We start from the raw sequence: 15,613 nt of genomic DNA on the forward strand, positions 1-15,613 counted from the left end.
TCACTTGAGTTATTTCGCAGACAAACAGGGCCTGGTCGCGGACATCATTCGCCGCTACCCGGATTCACCCCAGGGCCGCCGCTCGGCGCTGATGCCGCTGCTGCGTGAAGTCCAGAACGCCGAGGGCTTCATCAGTGAGGCGCGCATGGCCGAGATCGGCGCCTTGTGCGGCACCACCGCCACGGAAGTGCGCTCGGTCCTGAGCTTCTATTCCACCTACCACACGGTTCCCACCGGCCGGCACCACCTGCAGGTGTGCTCCACGCTGATGTGCGCGCTGGCCGGCAGCGACGAACTGTGGGATTACCTGGTCTCGGAGCTTGACGTGCAGCCCGGTGAGGTCACGCCCGACGGCGCGTTCAGCGTGCAGAAGGTCGAGTGCCTGGGTTCGTGCGGCACCGCGCCGATGATGCAGGTCAATGATCTGGGCTACTACGAGAACGTGACCCGGACCAAGTGTGACCGCCTGCTCTCGGCCATGCGCGCCGGGCAGACGCCCACGCCCGACAACCCGGTTCCCGTGACCGTGAATGCCGAAGGCCGCCAGGTTCTGGCTGGCGGTGACGCGGTGGGGACCAGCATCACCGGGCTGGCCAAGCTGCCCGGAGCCGATGGCCAGGGAGGACGCGCATGACTGTGGCTGAGCCGGCTCCCAAACCCATCACCAGTGCCAAAGACCCCCGCTTTGCGCCCACGCTGTATGCGCACGTGGGCCAGCCGGACAGCTGGACTCTGGCGTACTACCGCGACAACGGCGGTTACGAGGCAGTGCGCCGGGCCTTTGAGATGGGCCCCGACGCTGTCATCGACGAAGTCAAGAAGTCAGGCCTGCGCGGCCGCGGCGGCGCAGGGTTCGCGACCGGCCTGAAATGGTCGTTCATGCCGCTGAACGACGGCCGTAAGCACTACGTCATCTGCAATGCCGACGAGTCCGAGCCCGGTTCCTTCAAGGACCGCTACCTGCTGTCCGAGGATCCTCACCAGCTGATCGAGGGCATGCTCATCGCCGGGTACGCGATGCGTGCCACGGTCGGCTACATCTATATCCGCGGGGAATACGTGCATGCGGCCGAGCGTGTCTGGCAGGCCATTCACGAGGCGCGCGCGGCGGGTCTGCTGGGCCGCAACGTGCTGGGCAGCGGCTTCGACTTTGATCTGCAAGTGCACCGCGGCGCCGGAGCTTACATCTGCGGCGAGGAAACCGCACTCATGAACTCCCTGGAAGGTCTGCGCGCCAATCCACGGCTCAAGCCGCCATTTCCAGCCGCCGCCGGTCTGTACGGTCTGCCCACCACCATCAACAATGTGGAAACCTTCTGCGCCGCCACCCAGATCCTGAAGTTCGGGTCCGAGTGGCACGCGGGGATGGGCACCGAACGCAGCAAGGGCATGAAGCTGTTCCAGATTTCGGGCCCTGTAGCGCGGCCCGGGGTGTACGAGCTGCCACTGGGTACCACCTTCCGCGAGCTGATCTACGACTGGGCCGGCGGACCGCTGGAAGAGATGAAGGCCATCATCCCCGGTGGGTCCAGCTGCCCCATGCTGCCCTGGAGCGACAGGATCCTGGACACGCCCATGGATTACGAGGCCATCGCGGCGGCCGGCAGCATGCTCGGGACCGGGGGCGTGACCCTGATCCCGCGCGCCGACTGCATCGTGAATGCCACCTGGAACCTGGTGCGGTTCTACGCGCATGAGTCCTGCGGCAAGTGCACACCCTGCCGCGAGGGCATTTCGGGGTGGATGGTCAAGATGTACGAGAAGCTCGTGCGCGGCCACGGGCAGCCAGGCGACGTGCAGCTGATCCTGGACATGAGCGAGAACATCGGCGGGCGCAGTTTCTGCGCGCTGGCCGACGCCTGCCTGGGCCCGGTGCTGAGCTCGATCAGTCTTTTCCGTGACGAGTACGACCAGCTGGCCACCACGGGTCAGCCGGTGTACCCGGCAAGAAGCAGGTGGAAAGCCGAATGAAAGTGACTGTAGACGGAATCGAACTCGACCTCCCGGCTGGAACCAGCGCCATCGACGCGGTGTTTCAGGCCGGGCGGGATGTGCCGTACTTCTGTGCGCACAGCTACCTCTCGCCGGTCGGTGCGTGCCGCATGTGTCTGGTCGAGGCCGGAACGCCTCGCAAGAACCCCGACGGCAACTGGGCCTTGGACGAGGCCACCGGCCAGCCGAAAATCTTCTGGCTGCCCAAGCCCATGGCCTCGTGCACCATGCAGGCCACCGAGGGCATGCACGTGCGCACCGCCCGGACCTCCGAGGTGGTGGCCAAGGCGCAGGCCGGCATGATGGAATTCACGCTGCTCAACCACCCCCTCGACTGCCCCACCTGCGACAAGGGCGGCGCCTGCGAACTGCAGGACCGCGCCTTTGAGTACGGGTACGGGGCCAGCCGCTATGGTTTTGACCGGCGTCACGCCGAGAAGCATTACCCGCTGTCGGATTTCGTGGTGCTGGATCAGGAGCGCTGCATTCACTGCAAACGCTGCGTGCGCTACTTCGAGGAAGTGCCGGGCCAGGAAGTGCTGGACTTTATCGAGCGCGGTGGCCACACCTTCATCGACACCGAGGAAGGCGGGCTGCCGGTGGGTTTCCAGGGCAACATCACCGATATCTGCCCGGTGGGCGCGCTGCTGGACAACGTGGCGCGTTTCCGCGGGCGCAACTGGGAGTACGACCATACGCCGACCACCTGCACGCTGTGCCCGGTGGGCTGCTCGATCACGGTGGACGCCCGCAACGGGCGCATCGAGCGCATCGTGGCCGGCGAGAACCGCGAAGTGAACGAGATGTGGATCTGCGACGCGGGCCGTTTCGGGCACGTTTCAGCCTCCGACGGTCGCCTGTACACCCCGCTGGTCCGCGGTGACGACGGGCAGCTGAGGAACGCGACCTGGGACGAGGCCATCGAGCGGATGAACCGCGGCTTTGCCGCTGTGAACCTGGCTGAACTGGGCCTGTACCTCAGTGCCGACAGCACCCTGGAAGAAGGCGTGGCCCTGGAGGCCCTGGCCGGCACCCTGGGTGCGCGCAGTGTGGACCACTGGCCCCGCCAGCCCAGTGTCGGCGGCGCTCCCAGCCTGACGGAAGTCGCCACTGCCGACGCGGTCGTGATCGTGGGCGCGGACCTGATGAAGGAAGCGCCGGTCGTGCAGCTGCGGGTTCTGGAGATGCTGCGCGGCGGTCTGATTCCCCCCGAGTTCGCGCATGGCACCGCCATTGCCGATCTGCGTCTGGTCGAGCGCCCCGGCCGCAAGCCTGAAAAGCTCGCGGTCATTGGTGCCCAGGACACCGACCTGGCCCGGCAGGCGCGCATCAATTCGCCTACCCCCGGTCCGGAAGCCTTGCGTGGCCTGATTGGCCTGGAGTCCCCCCGCGACCCGCTGCTGGTTGCGGCCACCAACCTGCTGGCTGGAGCCGGAGCCAAAGGCATCCTGATTCTGGGTGCCGAAGCCCTGGCCGACATGGACGCGCCACTCCTGGCTGCTGTTCAGGCGTTCGCAGCCAGCCTGGGGACCCGGGTCCTGGCCCTGCCCGCCGGGCCCAACAGCCTGGGGCTGGGCGCACTGGGGCTCGTACCCCGCGATGGAGGCCGCAGCTACGCGCAGCTGGCCGAGGCTCCGGCGGCGTTCATCAGCCGTCTGGACCCGGCGGCCCAGGGACTGCCGGCCCGCGCACGCGGCTTCACCGTGGTGCACGACACCCACCTGACTGCCACCGCCCGTCAGGCAGACGTGGTGCTGCCGGCCGTGACCAACTACGAGAAGCGCGGCACCACCGTCAACCTCGAAGGTCGCCTGCTGCCACTGCACCAGGCTGCCGTGAGCAGCGGCGAGGCCGCCGACCTGATCCGCGCCCTGACGGCGCTGGCCGAAGCCCTGCGTGTCCGGACCACCGTGCGTGGCCAGCGCAGCGCCCAGGCACTGGTCGCGCAGCGGCTCGGTCAGCCGGTGGACAGCCTGCCACAGGGCGGCACGGTAGTGGCTGACCTGCCACGCGCGGCTGCCCCGGCGTCAGGACTGACTCATACGCCGAGGCTGTGGGAGATTCCTCTGACCCACCGTGAAAGCACCTCCGACTGGGCCGAGCACATTACTTCGCTGGTGGACAACCGCTGGGAGCTGCCCATGCACGGAACAAGCTCATCGGCCCCCAGAGCTGGAGGTGACGACTGATGCCCGACTGGCTTCTGACCCTGCTGATTACCGTGGTCAAGGCAGTGGCGGTCATCCTGGCGCTGCTGACCACCTTTGCGTATATGACCCTGGTGGAGCGCAAGCTGCTGGGCCGCTTTCAGATCCGGGTCGGCCCCAACCGGGTAGGTCCGATGGGGCTGCTGCAGCCCGCGGCCGACGCCATCAAGAGCATCTTCAAGGAAGACCTGCAGGTCACGCTGGCCGACAAGCTGGTCTACACCCTGGCACCAATCATTGCCATCGGTATGGCGCTGACCGCGTTCGGCGGCATTCCTGCCGGACCGGAAGGCAGCCTGTTCGGGGAAAACCCCTGGGTCTATAACCTGGACGCCGGGGTGCTGGCCCTGCTGGCACTGACCAGCATGGGGGTGTACGGCATCTTTCTGGGCGGCTGGGCCTCGGGCAGCAAATACCCCATGCTGGGCGGCCTGAGAAGCAGCGCCCAGATGATCAGCTATGAGCTGGGCATGGGCCTGAGCATCCTGGGCCTGCTGATGCTGGTGGGCAGCACGCGCTTTACCGACATTGTCCTGTGGCAGGGCGCCAACGGCTGGATGATCCTGTTCCAGTCGCTGGGCTTCGCGCTGTTTCTGATCAGCTCCTTTGCCGAGACCAACCGCACCCCCTTTGACCTGGTGGAAGCCGAGCAGGAACTGGTAGCCGGTTACCTGACCGAGTACTCCGCCATCAAGTGGGCGCTGTTCCAGATGGCGGAGTACGTCAACATGATCACCGCCTCAGCCCTGATGAGCACGCTGTTTTTCGGCGGTTGGCGCGGCCCGGGATTCCTGAACGGAATTATTCCCGGCATTGCCGACATTCCGATTCTGTGGCTGGTGGTCAAGATCGGCTTTTTCCTGTTCGTGTTTATCTGGGTGCGCGCCACGCTGCCCCGTCTCCGTTACGACCAGCTGATGCGTTTCGGCTGGAAGCTGCTGCTGCCGCTGGCCCTGTTCAATACCATGCTGGTGGCCGGCTACATCGCGTTTTTCAGTTCATGGGGCTGGTGGCCGCTGGCGCTGCTCAGCCTGCTGGGGTTGACGGCACTGCTGGCGCTGAGCGACACCGTCCGGCAGCTGTGGAACGCGCCCATGACCCGGCGTGAGACCGAACTTCCCCCCGTTCCCACCCGCTCTGCTGGAGGCGACTGATGCGCCTTCCTTTCAGCTCCGCACAAGGAGGCCCCCATGGGTGTGCTTGAAATCGCCAAGGGCATGGGCCTGACCCTCGGCAAGCTGTTCCAGAAGCCCGTCACCGTCAGTTATCCGGAAGAACGCGCCACGCTGAAGCCACGCTTTCGTGGGCGGCACGTCCTGACCCGGCACCCCGGCACCGGGCTCGAAAAATGCATCGGCTGTTCGCTGTGCGCTGCGGCCTGCCCGGCCTACGCGATCTACGTGGAGGCCGGCGAGAACGACCCCCATGATCCCGTGAGCCCCGGCGAGCGTTACGCCAAGGTGTACGAGATCAACATGCTGCGCTGCATCTTCTGCGGCATGTGCGAAGAAGCCTGCCCCACCGGAGCGGTGGTGCTGGGTAACGAGTTCGAGATGGCCGACTACCGCTACAACGACATCATCTACGGCAAGGAAGACATGCTGGTGGGTGTGGAGGGCAGCCGCGCGCAGCGGCGCGACGCGGCCAATGCCGGCAAACCCGTCCGGGTGGGCTTCCGGGTGGACGGCGGCGCCCGCGACGAACTGGAGGGGGTGACGTACCCGCAATGATGCTGGCCTTCATTCTGCTGGGCGCACTGGCCCTGGTGGGCGGCGTGATTACCATCGCCGCACGCAACGCGGTGCACGCTTCCCTTGGCCTGGTCGGCACGCTGCTGTGCGTCGCCGGGTTGTTCGCCACCATGAACGCCTCGTTTCTGGCGGCCATTCAGGTCATCGTGTACGCCGGCGCGATCATGGTGCTGTTCTTGTTCGTGATCATGATGCTCAACGCCAACGCGCCGGTCACCGGCCGCGACCCCGTGCCTTTCGTGCGGGAACTCGCCAGCATTGGCGGGGTGCTGCTGGCAGGCGCTTTCGTGGTGCTGGCCTTTACCTACCGTGACCCACGTCCCCTCGCCGAAGGCGCCGAAGCGCTGCGCGGCGGGGGCGCCGGGCCGGTGGGGGAGACCCTGCTGACCCGCTTCCTGCTGCCGTTCGAGGCGGTGAGCATTCTGCTGCTGGTGGCCATCGTCGGGGCTGTCGCTCTGGTGCAGCGGCCTGAGCCCCAGACGGACGGCCTGCCCGACAGCGACGCCGAGACCCTGCCGGTCACCCCGCAGCCTCATTCGCAGGCCCAGTCACAGACCCAGGAGGTGCGTGCCTGATGGTTCCAACCACCTATTACCTGGCGCTCTCGGGGCTGCTGTTCGCCCTGGGCATGATCGGCGTCCTCACGAGGCGCACCGCGATCATGGTGTTTCTCAGTGTGGAGCTGATGCTGAATGCCGCGAACCTCAGCCTGGTGGCCTTCGCCCGTGCGTGGGGCGACCTGACCGGGCAGACGGCCGTGTTCATCGTTATGACGCTGGCTGCCGCCGAGGTTGCAATCGGCCTGGCCATCATCGTCGCCATCTTCCGCAAGCGCGAGACCACCAACGTGGATGATCTCGCGGGACTGAAAGGCTGAGTGGCTTCCCTGATGCCCCTGTATCTGCTTCCGTTGTTTCCGCTGATCGGCTTTGCCGCGCTGATGCTCTTCCCCCGCGCCTTCCCCGGCAAGACCGGTGGGTGGGTCGCGTCCGGCGCCGTGCTGGCCTCGTTCCTGGTGGCGGTACTCCGCTTTCTGGGACAGACCGACACGCCCTCCCACGAAGTGCTCTGGACCTGGCTGCCCAACATGGCCCTCAATGCCAACCTGGCAGTGGGCTTCTGGTTTGACCAGCTCTCCGCCCTGATGGCTCTGATCATTACCGGCGTGGGCTTCCTGATTCACCTGTATTCCATCTCGTACATGGGCCACGACCGGCAGTTCACGCGCTTTTTCGCGTTCTTGAACTTCTTCGTGGCCATGATGCTGATCCTGGTGCTGGCCGACTCCTACCCGCTGATGTTCGTGGGCTGGGAGGGCGTGGGCATGGCCTCGTATCTGCTGATCGGCTTCTGGTTCTCCGGACGCAACAGCGAAGCCGATGATCAGGACCTGCGTGAGGCCGGCCACCGCGAGGGCGTGTCCAACAGCAACGCCGCGCGCAAAGCCTTCATCATGAACCGCATCGGGGACCTGGGCTTCATGCTGGGCATGTTCCTGCTGTACAAGCTTTACGGCACCCTGTCCATTCCTGAGCTGGCCGAGCGGGTCGAGGGCGCGAATGTTGCGCGCGCCGGCATCGAACTGGCCTGCCTGTTCCTGCTGGTGGGCGCCGTGGGCAAGAGCGGCCAGCTGCCGCTGACCACCTGGTTGCCCGACGCCATGGCCGGCCCCACTCCGGTCTCGGCGCTCATTCACGCGGCCACCATGGTCACGGCCGGCGTGTATCTGGTGGCGCGCAGCCACTTCCTGTACGACCTGGCGCCCAGCGCCAGCCTGTGGGTCGCCTGGGTGGGCGGCCTGACTGCGCTGTACGGCGCGCTGTCAGCCCTGAACCAGCACGACATTAAGAAGATCCTGGCGTACTCCACGGTCTCGCAGCTGGGGTACATGTTCATGGCCGTGGGCCTGCACGCCTACTCGGCTGGTGTGTTCCACCTGCTGACCCACGCGTTTTTCAAGGCCCTGCTGTTCCTTTCGGCCGGGGCTGTCATCCACGCCCTGCACGAAGAGCAGGATGTGCGGGCCATGGGAGGCATGCGCCGCTTCATGCCCTTTACCCACATCGTGGCGCTGATGGGCGTGCTGGCCATTGCCGGCATTCCGATCTGGAGCGGGTTTTTCTCCAAAGACGCCATTCTGGCTTCCGCTTACGAGGCCAACCCCCTGCTGTACGTGATCGGGCTGGGCGTCGCGCTGCTGACGGCCTTCTACATGGGCCGCTGGTACTTCCTGGTGTGGCGCGGCGAGTACCGTGGCCACGCCTCGCACCCGCATGAGGCCGACACCCTGATGAAAGTGCCGCTGGGCATCCTGGCAGCCCTGGCCACACTGGGCGGCCTGCTCAACATTCCCACCTTCCTGGGTGGTTCGCACGCCTTCGATACGTACCTGGGCCGCGCGGTGCCGGTTCACGCGCACCACATCGCGCATTCGACCGAGATTCTGCTGACGGTCCTGGCGGTCGCGGCCGGACTGGGCGGCCTGGCCTGGGCCTGGGCGGAGCACAAACGCCGCAGCCTGTTCGACGGGCCTCTGGGAGAGGCGAGCACCCGCGCCCTGTACCTGGATGACGTTTACAACAGCGTGGTCGGTACGCCAAGCCGCGTGCTGGCGGCCAGCCTGGACACAGTAGACCGCGGTGTGGACAGCACCATCGGTGGCGTCGCCAGCACGGCCAGTTCGCCGGGCAGCCTCTTTAGCTGGTGGCAGAGCGGCTTCGTACGCTCCTACGCGGTCAGCATGCTGCTGGGCACCGCGCTGATCATCGGGTACTGGGCCATCAAGACCATCGGCATGGGAGGCGGCGCGTGAGACAGCTTCCATCTGTTCCGTCCTCCACTCGGCACAGCACCGGAAGGAGTGCTCCACGACCGGAAGCTGACTTTCTCCTTCTCCTTTCAGCCGGATTGCAAGGCATGTGCCATGCCTTTTCATCGGAGCTTCCATGATTCACCTGATGATTTTCCTTCCGGTGCTGGGCTCGCTGCTGCTGATGGCCACACCCCGGCGCTGGCGCGAGGAGGTCGCGGGGTTCATCGCGGCCCTCACGCTGGGCCTGGGCCTGCTGATCTGGCGCGCGGGCGGCACCGAACTGTTCAGCATTCCCTGGATCGATGCGCTGGGGGTCACCTACAGCGTCCAGCTGGACGGCGTGAGTCTCGCCCTGGCGCTGGTCACAGCGTTCATGTCCTTCATTGCCTGCCTGTACACGGCGCGGCGCATTCCGAACCCCGGCACCATGCTGGCGCTGATTCTGGGTATGGAGACCGGCCTGCTGGGTATCTTTGCCGCGCGGGACCTGATCCTGTTCTACGTCTTCTTCGAAGACGCCCTGATTCCGGCCCTGCTGATGCTGGCCATCTACGGCAAGGACCGCCGCATGAAGGCCCTGGTCAAGTTCGCGGCCTATACGCTGTTTGGCAGTCTGCTGATGCTGGTCAGCTTTATCGGCATCAAGTACCTGGGTGGCAGCCCCACCTTCGCCCTGGCCGATCTGCGCGCCAATCCGGTTCAGGGCGCCATGCAGACCTGGCTGTACATCGGCTTCCTGCTGGCCATGGCGGTCAAGCTTCCGCTGTGGCCGCTGCACGCGTGGCTGCCCGACTTCCACGAGCAGAACCACGAGAGCGGCATTCCCGATGTCATGGGCACCCTGTACAAGGTCGGCGGGTACGGCATCTTCCAGTTCGGTATCACCCTGTTTCCCGACGCCAGCCTGGAACTGCGGCCCATCCTGATGGGACTGGCAGCGTTTACTGCGCTGTATGCCGCCTGGATCGCCTTTCACCAGACCGACTGGAAACGCCTGCTGGCCTACGCGGGGCTCTCGCACATGGGTTTCGTGGCCCTGGGTGTCTTTTCCCTGAACGAAACAGCCGTGATCGGCGCCATGTATCTGCTGGCCTTCCAGAACCTGTATACCGGCGCGCTGTTCCTGTCGGTGGGCATGCTGCAGGAGCGCATCGGCAGCCTCGACACCCGGGTGGGCGGTGTGATGACCCAGGCAGGCGCCCTGGGTGGGCTCACCATGGCCCTGTGGTTTGCCAGCATCGCGGTGCCGGGGATGGCCGGCTTTATCGGTGAGTTCAGCATCCTGCTGGGTGCGTACCAGATCTCGCCGTGGCTGACCTTTATTGCCGGAATCACGACTATCGCTGCTGCCGCTTATGCCCTGACCGCCTTCCAGACCACCTTCTGGCAGGCCCGGCCGCTGGGAGGCGTGCGGGTGGCTGACCTGCAGCACGTCGAGTGGCTGGTGCTGGGATTGCCGCTGGCTGTGGCGATCTTCTTCGGCATCTACAGCGCTCCGGCCCTCAACCTCATGCAGCCGGCGGTCAAGGCCGTGCTGAGTGCCCTGGGAGGCCAATAAATGCTCCCCACCCCTGAAGTCGCCCTGGCGCCGATCCTGCCAATCCTGATTGTTCTGGCGGGCGCCCTGGCCAGCACCATCCTGGGGTTTCACCTGCCCCGGCGGAACCTGACCATTATCAATCTCGTGCTGGTGGTGCTCTCGGGCATCAGCATGGGCACGCTGTGGAACAGCGGCGCACGCTCCTTCAACGGCGGGCTACAGGCTGACAACGCCGCGCTGCTGTTGGGACTGATCATTCTGGTCGGTACCTTCATGACCCTGCTGGTGTCGCTGGACACGGCCTGGCGCGCCCGGGTGTCGTTTCCCGAACTCGATGCCATGCTGATGTATGCGGTGACCGGCTGCCTGCTGATCGCCTTTTCCGGTGACCTGATCGTCATGCTGATCGGGCTGGAAATCATGAGCCTCGCCGGGTACGTGCTGGCCACCCTGCAGGACTCACGCCGTTCCGAGGAATCCGGCCTGAAGTACTTCCTGCTGGGCTCGGTGGGCAGCGCCATCCTGATCTACGGCATGGCGCTGGTGTACGGCGCGACCGGCAGCTTCAACTACGCCGAGATCGCCCTGCGGGTCGGCACGGTCAGCAACCTCGCGCCGGCCAACGTGGGCATCCTGGTCGGCGGCGCGCTGCTGCTGCTGGCTGGCTTTGCGTTCAAGGTGGCGCTGGCGCCCTTTCATCAGTGGACGCCGGACGTGTACAGTGGCGCGCCCACCAGCATCAGCCTGTTCCTGAGCACCGTGGTGAAAGTCGCAGCTTTTGCCGGCATGCTGCGTGTCTTTGGCGGCGCCCTGGCCGACGCTCCCGGCTGGTCCAGCACCCTGCAGGTCCTGACGGCCGCGACCCTGATCATCGGGAACATGGCCGCGCTGCTGCAGACCAACTTCAAGCGGCTGCTGGCCTACTCTGCTGTGGCCCATACCGGCTTCCTGGCCATGGCCCTGCTGGGAACGCCGCAGATGGGCGGCGCTGCCCTGGGTTACTACCTGCTGATCTATACCCTGACCACTGCCGCTGCGCTGGCCATCGTGGCAGCGCTGCAGCGCAGCGAAGCCGGCATGGAGATCAGTGACCTGCGCGGCCTGTACTACCGGCACCCGGCATATGCCGTCGCGCTGGCAGTGTGTCTGGCGTCGCTGGCGGGCCTGCCTCCCTTTGCCGGTTTCTTTGGAAAATATCTGGCGTTCCAGGCGGCCTTCCAGAACGGCTACATGTGGCTCAGCGTGCTGGCTGCGCTGACCAGTGTGGCCGCCCTGGTGTACTACCTGCGTCCGGCCATGCTGATGTTCATGCCTGACCGCACTCCCGCGCGCGAGTACGCTCATGGTCAGCGTCCCCCCACCACCTTCACGGTGGGGCTGGGCGTGGCCGGCGTGATTCTGCTGGGCATCCTGCCTAACCTGTGGTACGGCTGGGTGGCCAATCCGGCCATCTGGCAGCAGCTCGCGGGTCAATAGTCAGAGCAGGCTTTCAGTCCAGAGCGGGGACCCGGCGACAGCCACGGCGGGTCCCCGCCTCCTTTGTGCAGTAAAGCCGCCTGACACTGGCCCGCTCCGGTCAGGCTGCGGCAACGATGAACACCTTCCATGACCTGCGGGGGTACGGGCTGTGGCTATGGAGCCTGCTGCTGTGTTCAGCAGGGAGCAATGCGAACAGCCTGGGCGGGTTCACACGACCTGCGCTCAACTCCGCCGGTTGTCTGTCAGCCGGGTCCGGTGGCGGTCACGGTGCGCTGCTTCGACCAGCTGCGTTGCCGAGTCCATTTCAGGCGTGCTCAGCGCCGACGCGACACTCACCTGTACGGGAACCTGCCGGTAGGTCAGCCCGCTCAATGCCGTCTGCAGCCGCTCGCGCTGATGCTGGAGTTCCTGCTCGGTTACGTTGTCCAGCAGCACCGCGAATTCTTCAGGACCCCAGCGAAACAGCATGTCGCGGCGGCCCCGGGCCTGCCCGAGACGGCCGCTCACCTCACGCAGCACCTCGTGTCCTGCCTTCCACCCGTACAGATCGTTCACCTGCTGGAGCCCACTGATTTCGAGCAGCACCAGCCCCAGAGGACGCTGCGGCTGCACTTGCCAGCGTTGCTCGGCGGCGCGCATGAAGGCCGCCCGGTTGCCGCAGCCGGTCGATGGATCGCGGAAATCCAGCTGCCGCAGTGTCCAGATGCGCTCTACAGCCACCAGCGCCGCGCCGAGGACTGCACATAGCGACAGCGTGACGGCCGGAAGCAGGACCCCCAGCAGCCACAGCGGCACACTCAGTGCCAGCAGTGCAAAAGCCAGCCCGTACCCCCACAGCCCACGCAGACGTATGGCCGCAACCATCACCAGGACGCCCAGCAACGCCCGCAGCCACCGTGGAAAGGTCACGAAAGGAGCCATGAGCTGGCTGGTGACCAGCCGCGCCTGCATGTGCACGCTGGGAATCAGGAGGTGGTAGGGCCCGCGCACCTCAGGACGGCCGCGGCCGGTCAGGCCGACCAGGACCACGCGGCCTTGCAGTTCCCTGCGCGGCACCTCACCGTTCACGATGTTGCGGAAAGGAATGGCAGGCAGCCGTCCCGGGTCAGGACGTGTCAGCCGGATCAGGCGGCGGGTGGTGTTCAGCGGCACTTCGGCACCCCCCGCCCGTGCCAGTTGCCAGGCGAAGGTGGGCTGCAGGCGGTCGCCGTCCTGGAAGGCTGTCGTGTAGCTGCGCACAATGTCGTCCTGGCTGCGGATCAGCGTGCCAACCCCTGTGTTGACCTGCCCGGCCGACGCGACCGGTTCACCGGGTGCAGTGGCCAGTACGACCTTCTCCCGTCCATGCGCGGCACGGAGCAGCGCAGGAGCGGCTGCCGGATCATTGAACGGCAGATCGAGGCCTATCGCCCGCGCTCCAGCTGCTTCAAGCGTATTCAGTGCCTGGGAGAACAGGCCCGGGGGCCAGCTGCTGACAGGACCGTAATCGGCCAGCGACGCGTCATCGATGCCGACCACCACCACCTGCTGCCTTGCAGATGTGGGCAGGGTGCGGTTCAGCGCGTCCCACAACCGGCCATTGCCCAGCGGAGGAAGCAGCAGCGAGACCACCAGGGCCAGGACGATTCCTGCAGGCAGCGTGAACGACTGTGGCGTTCGTCCGGATCGCCAGCTACTGAGCGTCATGTGCCTCGCGGGCAACGGGGGCCGAGGAGCGACATCGTGAACGCACGGGGATGCCCGGGACCTGATCCAGCCTCAGGCGAGGAACGCCGGGCGAGCGAACTACCATGCTGTCAGTGTATGGCCAGGATATGAAAGACCGTACCGGTATTCTGGCCGGAGGCACCCTATACTGCGGGGCGTGCTTGTTGCCGTTCAGGACGCCATCAAAGATTACGGCCCGCTGACGGTGCTGAGTGACGTGACCTTCGCCGTGCAGCCGGGCGACCGCGTGGGTCTGGTAGGCCGCAACGGGGCCGGGAAAAGCACGCTGCTGAAGCTGCTGACCGGTGAGATCGTGCCGGATGGCGGCGTGGTCAAGCGGGGTCCAGGTGTGCGGGTGCGGAACCTGCAGCAGGACCCGGTGTTTCCCGAAGGGGCCAGCATCGACAGCGTGCTGAATGCAGCCTTCAAGGACCTGGACGAGCTGGAAGCCGAACTGCAGCAGGCTGCCGAGGCCATGGCCAGCGGAACCCCGGAAAGCGTTCTGCGCCATGAGGAAGTCCTGGAACACTACGTTCGCCGGGGCGGATTCGAACGCCGCAGCCGCAAGGATGCGGTATTGCTGGCCTTCGGATTCCGGGGTCGGGAACATGATCTGGCGTCCAGTCTCAGTGGCGGGGAGCGCACTCGTCTGGGTCTGGCCGCGCTGCTGGTTGAAAACCCTGACGTGCTGCTGCTTGATGAGCCGACCAACCACCTGGACATCGTGATGGTCGAATGGCTGGAGAGCTTTCTCAGCCGCTATCCCGGCGCGGTGCTGGTCATCAGTCACGACCGGACCTTCCTGGACAACGTGACGAACGAGACTGCGTATATCCGCGGGGGGACCTTACGCGTCTATGCGGGGAACTACAGCAAGTTCCGTGAACTGCTGGAGCAGGAGCAGGAACAGCAGGCGGCGCGCCACGCCATAGAAAGCAAGCAGATTGCCTCGCTGCAGTCCAGTGCCGACCGCATGAAGATCTGGGGTCTGGGCATGAGCAAGCTCGCCCGCCGGGCCAAGGCCATGCAGGCCCGGGTAGACCGCATGCAGGCCCGTGCTACGGCTGCTCCACCGGCCGAGGAGCGCACCACCCGCATTACCTTCCACGCACCGGAAAGCGGCGAAATTGTGCTGGACGCCCGGCACCTCACCCGCCGCCTGGGAGACCGGACCCTGTTTGCCGACGTCAACGTGCAGGTCCGCCGCGGCGAGCGGATTGCCATCATCGGGCGCAACGGAGCAGGAAAGACCACCCTGCTGCGTACGCTGCTGGGCCTGGACCCCAGTGACGAGGCCCGCGCCCGGGTGCTGACCGGCGCCCGCGTCACGGTGGGCTACTACGATCAGGCGCTGCGCGGGGTCGAACCTCAGCAGACGCTGTACGACGTGGCCCGCGAGTACGTGCAGAAGGACCACGAAGCCCATGACCTGCTGGGCACCTTCATGTTTCCCTACGACCAGCATGACAAGCCTGCCCGCATTCTGTCGGGTGGGGAGCGTGCGCGGCTGGCGCTGCTGAAGCTGGCTCAGGAAGACCACAACCTGCTGGTACTGGACGAACCGACCAACCACCTGGACATGGAGATGGTCGAGGCTCTGGAAGAGGCCCTGACCGCCTTTACCGGTACGCTGATCATGGTCAGTCACGACCGCGCCTTTATCGAGGGTCTGGCAGACCGCATCTGGCTGGTCGAGGACGGGCAGTTCTATGAGTATCCAGGCTGGGCGGACTATCAGGACAAGCATCCGCTCTTCCTGGCAGCGCAGGCCGAACGGAGCGCTCCGAAACCAGAGACCCGCCCGGCACCGGCGCCTGCCCCCAAAGGCAAGGGCCTGTGGCACCTCAAGCGTGAGGTCGAGGCCCTCGAGGCCGATATCGCACGGCTGGAGCAGCAGCTGGAAATGGCCCAGGCCGCTTTAGCCAGCGCAGCTGCCGACGCTGATTTCGTCACGTTGGGTCAGGCTGCTCACGATCTCGAAGTCCAGCTTGAAGAGAAGATGGAAGCGTGGAGCGCCAGACAGGCGGAGGTTGAAGCAAAGGGCGGGTAAGTTCAGCTCCTTCGGCGCTGTCCAGCCATCGCGATCTTCGTCTCGCTGCTCCTGTCCTGGAGACTGTGACGCGCA

General features: G+C 65.7%; 12 protein-coding genes. 11 read left to right on the forward strand and 1 reads right to left on the reverse strand.

The window, feature by feature from the left end:
- Positions 1 to 4: 4 nt before the first annotated feature.
- The 10 genes from nuoE to DEIDE_RS02980 all read left to right on the forward strand — a co-directional run bounded on the left by nuoE (position 5) and on the right by DEIDE_RS02980 (position 11,778).
- The gene (gene nuoE, locus DEIDE_RS02935) at positions 5 to 634 is read left to right on the forward strand and encodes an NADH-quinone oxidoreductase subunit NuoE (RefSeq protein WP_012692472.1); all 630 of its coding nucleotides are present in this window, start codon (positions 5 to 7) and stop codon (positions 632 to 634) included.
- Positions 631 to 1,971: an NADH-quinone oxidoreductase subunit NuoF gene (gene nuoF / locus DEIDE_RS02940; RefSeq protein ID WP_012692473.1), complete on the forward strand. Its 1,341-nt coding sequence runs from the start codon at positions 631 to 633 to the stop codon at positions 1,969 to 1,971. The genes nuoE and nuoF overlap by 4 nt, the downstream gene beginning before the upstream one ends.
- Entirely contained in the window at positions 1,968 to 4,181 is a 2,214-nt protein-coding gene (nuoG, locus tag DEIDE_RS02945; RefSeq protein ID WP_012692474.1) for an NADH-quinone oxidoreductase subunit NuoG, read from the forward strand. Before nuoF ends, nuoG begins: the two co-directional genes overlap by 4 nt.
- Positions 4,181 to 5,353, forward strand: a complete 1,173-nt coding sequence (nuoH, locus tag DEIDE_RS02950; RefSeq protein ID WP_012692475.1) for an NADH-quinone oxidoreductase subunit NuoH — start codon at positions 4,181 to 4,183, stop codon at positions 5,351 to 5,353. Before nuoG ends, nuoH begins: the two co-directional genes overlap by 1 nt.
- A gap of 36 nt (positions 5,354 to 5,389) precedes the next feature.
- On the forward strand, positions 5,390 to 5,929 hold the full coding sequence (gene nuoI, locus DEIDE_RS02955; protein WP_012692476.1) for an NADH-quinone oxidoreductase subunit NuoI: 540 nt from the start codon (positions 5,390 to 5,392) through the stop codon (positions 5,927 to 5,929).
- Positions 5,926 to 6,525 (forward strand): NADH-quinone oxidoreductase subunit J, encoded by a 600-nt coding sequence (locus tag DEIDE_RS02960; RefSeq protein ID WP_012692477.1) that lies wholly within the window; start codon positions 5,926 to 5,928, stop codon positions 6,523 to 6,525. The genes nuoI and DEIDE_RS02960 overlap by 4 nt, the downstream gene beginning before the upstream one ends.
- On the forward strand, positions 6,525 to 6,827 hold the full coding sequence (gene nuoK / locus DEIDE_RS02965) for an NADH-quinone oxidoreductase subunit NuoK (protein ID WP_012692478.1): 303 nt from the start codon (positions 6,525 to 6,527) through the stop codon (positions 6,825 to 6,827). The genes DEIDE_RS02960 and nuoK overlap by 1 nt, the downstream gene beginning before the upstream one ends.
- A 12-nt stretch (positions 6,828 to 6,839) precedes the next feature.
- On the forward strand, positions 6,840 to 8,762 hold the full coding sequence (gene nuoL / locus DEIDE_RS02970) for an NADH-quinone oxidoreductase subunit L (RefSeq protein WP_012692479.1): 1,923 nt from the start codon (positions 6,840 to 6,842) through the stop codon (positions 8,760 to 8,762).
- Between the two features lie 133 nt (positions 8,763 to 8,895).
- A complete protein-coding gene (locus DEIDE_RS02975) occupies positions 8,896 to 10,320 on the forward strand; it encodes an NADH-quinone oxidoreductase subunit M (protein ID WP_012692480.1) in 1,425 nt (474 codons plus the stop codon).
- Positions 10,321 to 11,778 carry an NADH-quinone oxidoreductase subunit N gene (locus DEIDE_RS02980; protein WP_012692481.1) on the forward strand — a complete coding sequence of 486 codons (1,458 nt, stop codon included), beginning with the start codon at positions 10,321 to 10,323 and terminating at the stop codon, positions 11,776 to 11,778.
- A gap of 225 nt (positions 11,779 to 12,003) precedes the next feature.
- Here the strand turns inward: DEIDE_RS02980 and DEIDE_RS02985 are convergent, their stop codons facing one another.
- The gene (locus DEIDE_RS02985) at positions 12,004 to 13,467 is read right to left on the reverse strand and encodes a CHASE2 domain-containing protein (protein WP_012692482.1); all 1,464 of its coding nucleotides are present in this window, start codon (positions 13,465 to 13,467) and stop codon (positions 12,004 to 12,006) included.
- 178 nt (positions 13,468 to 13,645) lie between these two features.
- On the opposite strand from DEIDE_RS02985, the gene abc-f reads away from it, so the two are divergent.
- Positions 13,646 to 15,538: a ribosomal protection-like ABC-F family protein gene (gene abc-f, locus DEIDE_RS02990; RefSeq protein ID WP_012692483.1), complete on the forward strand. Its 1,893-nt coding sequence runs from the start codon at positions 13,646 to 13,648 to the stop codon at positions 15,536 to 15,538.
- Positions 15,539 to 15,613: the final 75 nt, after the last annotated feature.

The organism is Deinococcus deserti VCD115 (assembly GCF_000020685.1).
Taxonomy (GTDB): domain Bacteria; phylum Deinococcota; class Deinococci; order Deinococcales; family Deinococcaceae; genus Deinococcus; species Deinococcus deserti.